This is a genomic window from Oscillibacter sp. CAG:155 (assembly GCA_000436875.1).
Taxonomy (GTDB): Bacteria; Bacillota; Clostridia; order Oscillospirales; family Oscillospiraceae; genus Oscillibacter.
The window spans coordinates 1-7,639 of sequence record FR890921.1 but is presented as its reverse complement, the minus strand read 5'-3'; the positions used below and the strand labels follow the sequence as shown (position 1 = coordinate 7,639).

8 protein-coding genes are annotated in these 7,639 nt (G+C 61.4%); 3 read left to right on the top strand and 5 right to left on the bottom strand.

All coding sequences use genetic code 11. The features are described from left to right. The 5 genes from QZL67_RS06645 to QZL67_RS06625 all read right to left on the bottom strand — a co-directional run. Nucleotides 1-1,014 (bottom strand): 3-phosphoshikimate 1-carboxyvinyltransferase (locus QZL67_RS06645; protein ID WP_292920023.1); only part of this gene is annotated, 1,014 nt, incomplete at its 3' end. Further along, nucleotides 1,015-2,085, bottom strand: coding sequence for a 3-dehydroquinate synthase (gene aroB / locus QZL67_RS06640; protein ID WP_022289964.1), 1,071 nt, complete (start codon nucleotides 2,083-2,085; stop codon nucleotides 1,015-1,017). It abuts the gene before it with no gap. Nucleotides 2,086-2,133: 48 nt separating this feature from the next. Then, entirely contained in the window at nucleotides 2,134-2,970 is an 837-nt protein-coding gene (locus tag QZL67_RS06635; protein WP_022289963.1) for a prephenate dehydrogenase, read from the bottom strand. Between the two features lies 1 nt (nucleotide 2,971). Next, nucleotides 2,972-3,985 carry a 3-deoxy-7-phosphoheptulonate synthase gene (aroF, locus tag QZL67_RS06630; protein WP_022289962.1) on the bottom strand — a complete coding sequence of 338 codons (1,014 nt, stop codon included), beginning with the start codon at nucleotides 3,983-3,985 and terminating at the stop codon, nucleotides 2,972-2,974. 310 nt (nucleotides 3,986-4,295) lie between these two features. Continuing rightward, complete coding sequence (locus QZL67_RS06625; RefSeq protein ID WP_022289960.1) at nucleotides 4,296-4,856, bottom strand: zinc dependent phospholipase C family protein; 561 nt, start codon at nucleotides 4,854-4,856, stop codon at nucleotides 4,296-4,298. 208 nt (nucleotides 4,857-5,064) lie between these two features. Here QZL67_RS06625 and QZL67_RS06620 point away from each other — a divergent pair, with 208 nt between their 5' ends. From QZL67_RS06620 to QZL67_RS06610, 3 genes are all read left to right on the top strand, one after another. Further along, entirely contained in the window at nucleotides 5,065-6,417 is a 1,353-nt protein-coding gene (locus QZL67_RS06620; protein WP_022289959.1) for an acetyl-CoA hydrolase/transferase family protein, read from the top strand. A 152-nt stretch (nucleotides 6,418-6,569) separates the two neighbouring features. Next, nucleotides 6,570-6,935, top strand: a complete 366-nt coding sequence (locus QZL67_RS06615) for a CidA/LrgA family protein (RefSeq protein WP_022289958.1) — start codon at nucleotides 6,570-6,572, stop codon at nucleotides 6,933-6,935. Further along, complete coding sequence (locus QZL67_RS06610) at nucleotides 6,935-7,624, top strand: LrgB family protein (protein ID WP_022289957.1); 690 nt, start codon at nucleotides 6,935-6,937, stop codon at nucleotides 7,622-7,624. Before QZL67_RS06615 ends, QZL67_RS06610 begins: the two co-directional genes overlap by 1 nt. Nucleotides 7,625-7,639 lie beyond the last annotated feature (15 nt).

The following is a 7,639-nucleotide window of genomic DNA, read 5'->3' as shown; positions in this document are numbered from 1 at the left end:
CTGGCAGCGACAGCCCAGGGCCGTCAGCATGGCGCGGACCGTGGAGAGCCGGTCGCTCTCCTTCATCCGCAGCCGGGCGGCGTTCACGAACCGGGTGGTGCCGGAGCGGACTGCTGCCATCACCGCCAGAGGGGGCAGCAGGTCCGGGATACCGGACACGTCGATGTCCAGATCTCCGGGGTGGGTCAGCCGCAGAAAGTGGGGCACCACAGCCATGTCTCCCTGAACAGAAAACGCATTCAGCCCCTCCGGTTCCACATGGGAGCCCAGAGCGATGGCCGCGTACCAGAAGCCCGCCTGGGACCAGTCGGCCTCCACTGTCCGGTCAAAGGAGCGGTAGGGGTGGGGGGAGATCTGAAACACACCGCCGCACTTGGGTTCCGGCACCGCGATCCCCGCGCTTGCCAGCGCGTCCAGGGTCATCCGGATGTAGTCCCAGCTCTCCACCGGGGTGGTGGGGACGATCTGGCTGGGGCCCTCCAGCAGCGGCAGGGCGAAGAGGAGTCCTGTAAAAAACTGGCTGGAGACATTGCCGGGGAGATGGTATTCCCCCGGCCTCAGGGTGCCTTGTACGGTGAGGGTGCCGTCTTTTTGTTCATAGGAGATTCCCTCCTCCCGGAAGAGGTCGAAGTAGGGTCCCTGGGGCCGCTCCATCAGCCGTCCATGGCCGGTAAAGACGCCGCCTCCCGCCACCGCCAGGGCAATGGGGAGGAAAAAGCGCAGGGTGGAGCCGGATTCGCCGCAGTCCAGATGGGGCAGCAATGTCCGGGCCTGGCGGGGAAGACCGCCGATGCCGGTGATCTCCAAGGTACCGGGGGCAGTCTGTTTCCAGCTGCCCCCCAGGGCGGTGAGGCACCGGAGGGTGGCCTCCACATCCTGAGAAAACGCAATGTTCTTCACCGTGCTGGTGCCGGTGGCCAGAACGGCGGCGATCAGCAACCGGTGGGTCTGAGACTTGCTGGGGGGCGGTGTCACAGTGCCGGAGAGGAGGTGGGGAGTGATCTGAATGTCCATTTACGCCTCCAATCCTGCCCGGATGACGGACAGCAGTTCCGATACCGGCAGTTTGCGGAGTTCACACTCGCCGATGCGCCGGGGGATCACCAGCGTGATGGACTCCCCGGCCCGCTTCTTGTCGGAGAGGGCCGCCTGGGTCAGGGCTTCGGCGGCGTAGTCCGTGCCGATGGGGAGGCCGTTTTTTGTGAGGCAGGCGGCGATCCGGGCCGCAATGGGCTGCTCCGTCCAGCCCAGGGCCTCTGCTGCCCGGGCGATGACGGCCAGGCCTGCCGCCACGGCGTGGCCGTGGGGGATGGCATAGCCGCTGCACTTTTCGATGGCGTGGCCCACAGTGTGACCCAGGTTCAGCAGGCGCCGCTCATTTTGCTCCTTTTCATCCCGCTCCACCACGCCGGCCTTGTAGGCAACGCACCGGGCGATGACCTCCGCCGGGTCGGCGGAGAGGGTGCCGTCCTCAAAGAGGGCAAAGAGGGATTCATCACAGAGAACCCCGGTTTTGATGGCCTCGGCGGCGCCGTCGGCAAAGACGTCCGGCGGGAGGGTTCCCAGGCAATCGGTGTCGCACAGTACGGCGGCGGGCTGCAGAAAGGCCCCGGCCAGGTTTTTCCCGGCGGCAAGGTCGATGGCGGTCTTGCCGCCCACGGAGGAGTCCACGGCGGCAAGGAGCGTGGTGGGCAGCTGCACACAGCGGATGCCCCGAAGGTACACGGCGGCGGCAAAGCCCGCCATGTCTCCGGCCACACCGCCGCCCAGGGCCACCACGCAGTCGGAGCGGGTCAGATGCTCCCGGGCCAGAAACTCCAGAATCTCAGAGAGGGTGGTAAGATTCTTGTGGGTCTCGCCTGCGGGGAACAGGTAAGAACAGACGGAAAATCCGGCGGCAGTGAGGCTGGCGGTGACGGTGGGGGCGTAGAGGGGACCCACGGTGCTGTCGGCGATGACTGCCATCCGACAGGGGCTCAGCACTTCCCGCAGCCGCTGGCCGCAGTTTGTCAGCAGGCCGGGGCCAATGGAGACGGTGTAGCCGGGGACGGTGCGGACAGGAATGGTTTGAATGGAGTCGGACATGGGAAAAACTCCTTTTATATATAATGTGTGGGTGAGGATGCGCGGCGGTCAGTTGCCGCCGGCGGTGGCCTTGAGCTCCCTGCCTTCTTTCAAAAGGGCCCGCAGCCGCTGAGCATCCCGGGCCTTCAGAGCGTCCAGGTACTCGGTGAGGTGTCCCACCAGCACTTCCAACTCGCTTGTGAGGTAGTCGGCATCGTCCAGAAACAGCTCCGTCCACATGTCCTCGTCCAGCCGTGCCACCCGGGTCATATCCTGAAAGCTGCCGGCGGAGAAGCCCCGGCGCTTCTGGGCCTCCGGCGACTTGACATAGGCACTGGAGGTGATGTGAGCCAGCTGGGAAGTGAAGGCGATGATGCGGTCATGTTCTTCCGGCGTGGAGAAGGTGAGGCCTGCAAAGCCGATGTCCAGGAAGAAGGCCTTCAGCGTCTCCAGCAGCTGCATGTCCGTGCGGGCATCGGGGGTGAGGATCATGGAGGCGCCTACGTACAAATCATCGGTGGCGGCGGGGAAGCCGCCCCGTTCCCGGCCTGCCATGGGGTGGCCGCCGATATAGGCAAAGCCGTATTCCTCAGCGATAGGGGTGATGGCTTCCACTACCGTGCGTTTGACGCCGCACAGGTCCACCAGAATGGCGCGCTTGGCGATGTGGGGAGCATTCTGCCGCACCCACTCCACGGCGGCGCCGGGCCGGATGGCTACCAGCACCAGGTCACATTCCGGCAGGTTCTCCGCCGTCAGGGGGGCGTCCATGGCGCCGCACATCCGGGCCATGGTCATGGTCTCAGCGTTCAGGTCCGTGCCATAGACGGTGTGGGCGGTGCGGCTTTTGATACTCTTGGCCATGGACCCGCCGATGAGGCCCAGGCCGACGATGCCAACGATCATCTTATGCCTCCAGTTCCTTGACGGCGGCGTGGAGCTTCAAGAGCTTCTTGGCCAGGGCGTCGAACACCTCGGGCTTGAGGGACTGGGGACCGTCGCACAATGCGTGGGCGGGGTCGTTGTGGACCTCGATCTGGAGACCGTCGCAGCCGGTGGCCACGGCGCCCATGGCCAGAGGCTCCACCAGCCAGCTCTTGCCGGTGGCGTGGCTGGGATCAATGATGATGGGCAGGTGGGTCAGCTTGCGAAGAACCGGGATGGCCGCCAGGTCCAGGGTGTTGCGGGTGTAGGACTCGAAGGTGCGGATGCCCCGCTCGCAGAGGATGACGTTCTCGTTGCCGCCGGCCATGACGTACTCGGCGCTCATGAGCCACTCCTCATAGGTGGCGGACATGCCCCGCTTGATCATGACGGGCTTGTCCTGATGGCCCACGGCTTTCAAAAGGTCGAAGTTCTGCATGTTCCGGGCGCCGATCTGGATCACGTCCACGTCCTTGAAGAGGGGCAGCTGGCTCAGGTCCATCAGCTCCGTGACGATGGGGAGGCCCGTCTCCTGCTTGGCCACCTTCAAATACTCCAGGCCTGTGGCGCCCAGGCCCTGGAAGGAGTAGGGAGAGGTGCGGGGCTTGAAGGCACCGCCCCGGAGCATGGTGGCGCCGCTGGCCTTGACGGCCTTGGCGATGGCCACCACCTGCTCCTCACTCTCCACGGAGCAGGGGCCTGCCATGAGGGTCAGATTGCCGCCGCCGATCTGGGTGTTGCCCACCTTCACCACGGTGTCCTCGGGGTGGAACTTGCGGTTGGCATTCTTGTAGGGCTCCTGGACCCGCTTGACGTCCTCCACGATGTCCAGCGCGGCGATCAGGTCAATGTCCAGCTTGGAAGTGTCGCCCACCAATCCCAGGATGGTGTGGGCCTCACCGATGCTGGTGTGGATGATGATGCCCTTTTCCTGAAGCCAGGAGATGAGACTTTCCAGCTGGTCCCGGTTGGGATTTTGTTTGAGAATGACGATCATGATAGTTCCTCCTCCGTTTGATAAAAAAAGACCCGCAGCCGGTCAGGCTGCGGGTCGTCCTGTACAGGTCCATTGACCATGTTTCCATCAGGCGCACACGCTTTCAGCCAAACCGAAATAAGCCTTACCCATAAAGTAGGTAAAGCTAAAGTAACGGTATTCAGCTGCGCGTGCGATACCAGTCATGGTCCAGTTCCTTTCAAGCTCTTTAGATGCTTAAAGCATAGCACTTCACCGTGCAAATGAAAAGTGACAATTCTTCCAAACAATCCCTGCAGAAATAGGATTGCCTTCGGCAAAAACCACCGAATCAGGCCGCGGAACCGGCCAGCTGCGGGCGGCAGCCCGCCATCAGGAGGCTAGTGGCCTCCAGAATGTACTGAACGTCCATTCGCTGATCTGCGGCAGCCTGCTGATAGTACATGTGAAGCTGGGCGATAGCGCTGGCCACGTCCTCCCGGAACTGCTTGCGCCGCAGGGTGCGCTGCTCCAGATAGGACTCCAGATAGGCCCGGAGGTCCGTCTCATACTGATGGTGCTCCAGGAGCGTATCGGGGTAGTGTTCGTTGTGGGGGAAGGTGAAGGCGTCCGCCAGGTAGTGGGTAAGCTTTCCCAGGGTATAGTACTGCCACATGGTCCAGTGCTTGCGGCGCTGGAGACGGCGGATCTGACGCTGGATGTAATACTGGGAGTTGGAGTAGTTATGTCCCCGGAACTTGTAGGCCCGCAGAGAGCCTTTGAGGTAGGTCAGGGGATTGCAGTCCGGCTGGAAGGAGCCGAACAGAAACGCAAGTTCGAACCGTTTGGAGGAAAATCCGTTTTCACTTCGCAGCAGAGTGGATGCCAGCAATTTATGACTACGCTTTTGCAAGGTGCACCTCCGTAATTCTGTATTCGAGAACGCCTACAGTATAGCAGTGTCATTGTGGAAAGGCAAGCAAAAAATCATGAAGAAGATGTGAATTCCGGCGCAAAAAATGTCATTAATTGCTCAAATGTGGAAAAGACATTGCGGTGAGGAAAAAACTGCGCTACAATAAACAACCATGAGACACTGAAGAATCAGGAGGAATTGCAACATGACAAACCTGACCCCAACCCGCCGGGGGCGCTGCGCCGGGATACAGGATTGGCGGGCACAGTACCGGGCGCTTCAGATGACCGGTGAAGAGGCGGCTGCCCAGATCCGGGACGGTGACGTGCTGGTCTTTTCGCCGCTGACCAACTGGCCCCGTGAGGTGGATGCGGCATTGGCCGCAAAGCTCAAGGCAGAGGGCGGACATGTGGAGATCGACAGCCACTTCGCTCCCAAGGGAAGCTGCCTGCTGGCACCGGACTGTACGGAACACGTATCTTATCACTCCGACTTTTTCGGAGAGGAACGGGCCTGGGTGGGCCAGGGGAATATCCACTTTGCTCCGGTGAACCTGGGCCAGACGCCTGCCTGGCTGGCGGCCCGCCATCCCCGGGTGACGGTTCTGACCTGCTCCCCGCCGGATGAGGACGGCTGGATGAGCCGCTCCATCTGGGGCACGCTGCTGGACCGGCGGGTGCTGGAGCAGTGTGAGCTGGTACTGGTGGAGATCCACCCGGAGCTGCCCTCCTTTGCAAGCGACGGGGAAAACCATACCCGTCTCCATGTCTCGGAGGTGGACGGCATCATCGAGACCAGCGGCCCGCTGGTGGAGTCTTTCTCTGCCGCCGGGGATGAGACGGATAGGAAGATCGCCGGCTACATCGCGGACATGGTCCACGACGGCGACTGCCTGCAGTTTGGTTTGGGCGGCCTTGCCAACGCCATCGGAGAGAATCTGGCCTACGCAGGAAAGCGGGATCTGGGCATCCAGACGGAGGTGCTGACCTCCTGCGTGATGGAGCTGATGAAAAAGGGCGTGGTGAACAACAGCCGCAAGACGACCTGTACCGGCCGCACGGCCTGTGCCCAGTTTGTGGGAGATCGGGAGCTGTGGGCCTTCGGCCACAACAACCCGGATTTCTGCCAGAAGGAGATCTGCTGGATCAATGATCCCCGCAACATTGCCAAAAACGACCATGTGGTCTCTATCAACAACGCCATGGAGGTGGATCTCACCGGCCAGGTCAACAGTGAGACCATTGGTCCCCGGCAGTACTCCGGTACCGGCGGCCAGCTGGAGTGGGTCATCGGCTCCCAGTGGTCCAAGGACGGGCGGAGCATTATCGCCCTGCGCTCCTGCTACCGGGACAAGGCGGGCCAGCTCCACTCCAAGATCCTGCCCCAGCTGACGCCCGGCGGCGTGGTCACCACACCGCGGACCTGGGTGCAGTATGTGGTCACGGAATACGGCGTGGCAGACCTGAAGTATAAGAGCACACTGGAGCGTGCCAAGGCCCTCATCGAGATCGCACACCCGGATTTCCGGGCGGAACTGCGGCGGAATCTTCCGTTTTAAATGGTAAAAGAGACAAGGTCCCTCCCCATTCCGGGGAGGGACCTTGTCTGTATTTACAAAAGTGATTTTGCGCATACGGTTTGCTTTGACAATGGAGGGGGACGACCGTACAATGTGGGTTAAGACTTCGTGAAAAAGGTGGCGAATGTATTTTGAAAATTCTGATTCAGGTGGGCATTTTGTTCGGCCTGACCTGGGTGAGCGAGTGCATAGAGGAGGCGCTTCCCTTTGTGTTTCCTGCCAGTGTCATCAGCCTGCTTCTGTTGCTGTTGCTGCTGCTGACGCGGGTGATCCGGGTGGACCACATCCGGGAAAAGTCGGATTTCCTGCTGGGAAATCTGGGGTTTTTCTTTGTGCCGGCGGCCGGCAGCATCATCAACTACGCTGACGTGATCTTTCAGCACGCAGGAGCATTTTTCACCATCTGTGTGGTGTCTACCGTGCTGACCTACGGCGCTACTGCGGCGGCGGTCCAGCTGACCCGGAAGCTGCTGCAAAGAAGAAAGGAGGCCGTGTAATGAGCGAGCTGTATGCATCTCCGTCCTTCGGCATCGCCCTGACGGTGCTGGTGTACTGGGTGGGCGTGAAGATCCAGAAAAAGACGGGCCTTGTGATCTGCAACAATATGATCATTGCCGTAGGGCTGCTGATCGCCATTCTGGCGGTGTTTCACATTCCCTATGACGACTACAACCAGGGCGGCAGCATCATCAACATGTTCCTGGGACCGGCCACCGCGTGCCTGGCGGTGTCCATCTATTCCAAGATCGACCTTTTGAAAAAGAACTGGCTGCCGGTGCTGGTGGGCTGTCTGGTGGGCGTTGTGACCTCCGTGGGCAGCATCCTGATCATGTGCCGCCTGTTCGGGCTGGATCGGGATATGACCGTCTCTCTGCTGCCCAAGTCCGTCACCACCCCCATCGCCGTGGCGGTGTCCGAGGGCCAGAACGGTATGGTTGCCATCACGGTGGCGGCGGTGATCATCACCGGTATTCTGGGCAATCTCATTGCCCCCTTCCTGGTCAAACTCTTCCGCATCCGGGATCCGCTGGCAGTGGGGTTGGGCATCGGTGCGTGCAGCCATGCTGTGGGTACGGCCAAGGCGCTGGAAATGGGCGAGACCCAGGGGGCCATGAGCGGACTTGCCATCGGCTTGTGCGGCATTCTGACCTCCGTGGCGGCGCTGTTCTTCAACTATCTGGTTTAAAGAAAAGCAGCCCCC

Coding starts and splice junctions, on each gene's coding strand:
- QZL67_RS06635 (WP_022289963.1), bottom strand. CDS start 2,970: ATGATCGTTGGCATCGTCGGCCTGGGCCTCATCGGCGGGTCCATGGCC.
- aroF (WP_022289962.1), bottom strand. CDS start 3,985: ATGATCGTCATTCTCAAACAAAATCCCAACCGGGACCAGCTGGAAAGT.
- aroB (WP_022289964.1), bottom strand. CDS start 2,085: ATGTCCGACTCCATTCAAACCATTCCTGTCCGCACCGTCCCCGGCTAC.
- QZL67_RS06620 (WP_022289959.1), top strand. CDS start 5,065: ATGACAAACCTGACCCCAACCCGCCGGGGGCGCTGCGCCGGGATACAG.
- QZL67_RS06610 (WP_022289957.1), top strand. CDS start 6,935: ATGAGCGAGCTGTATGCATCTCCGTCCTTCGGCATCGCCCTGACGGTG.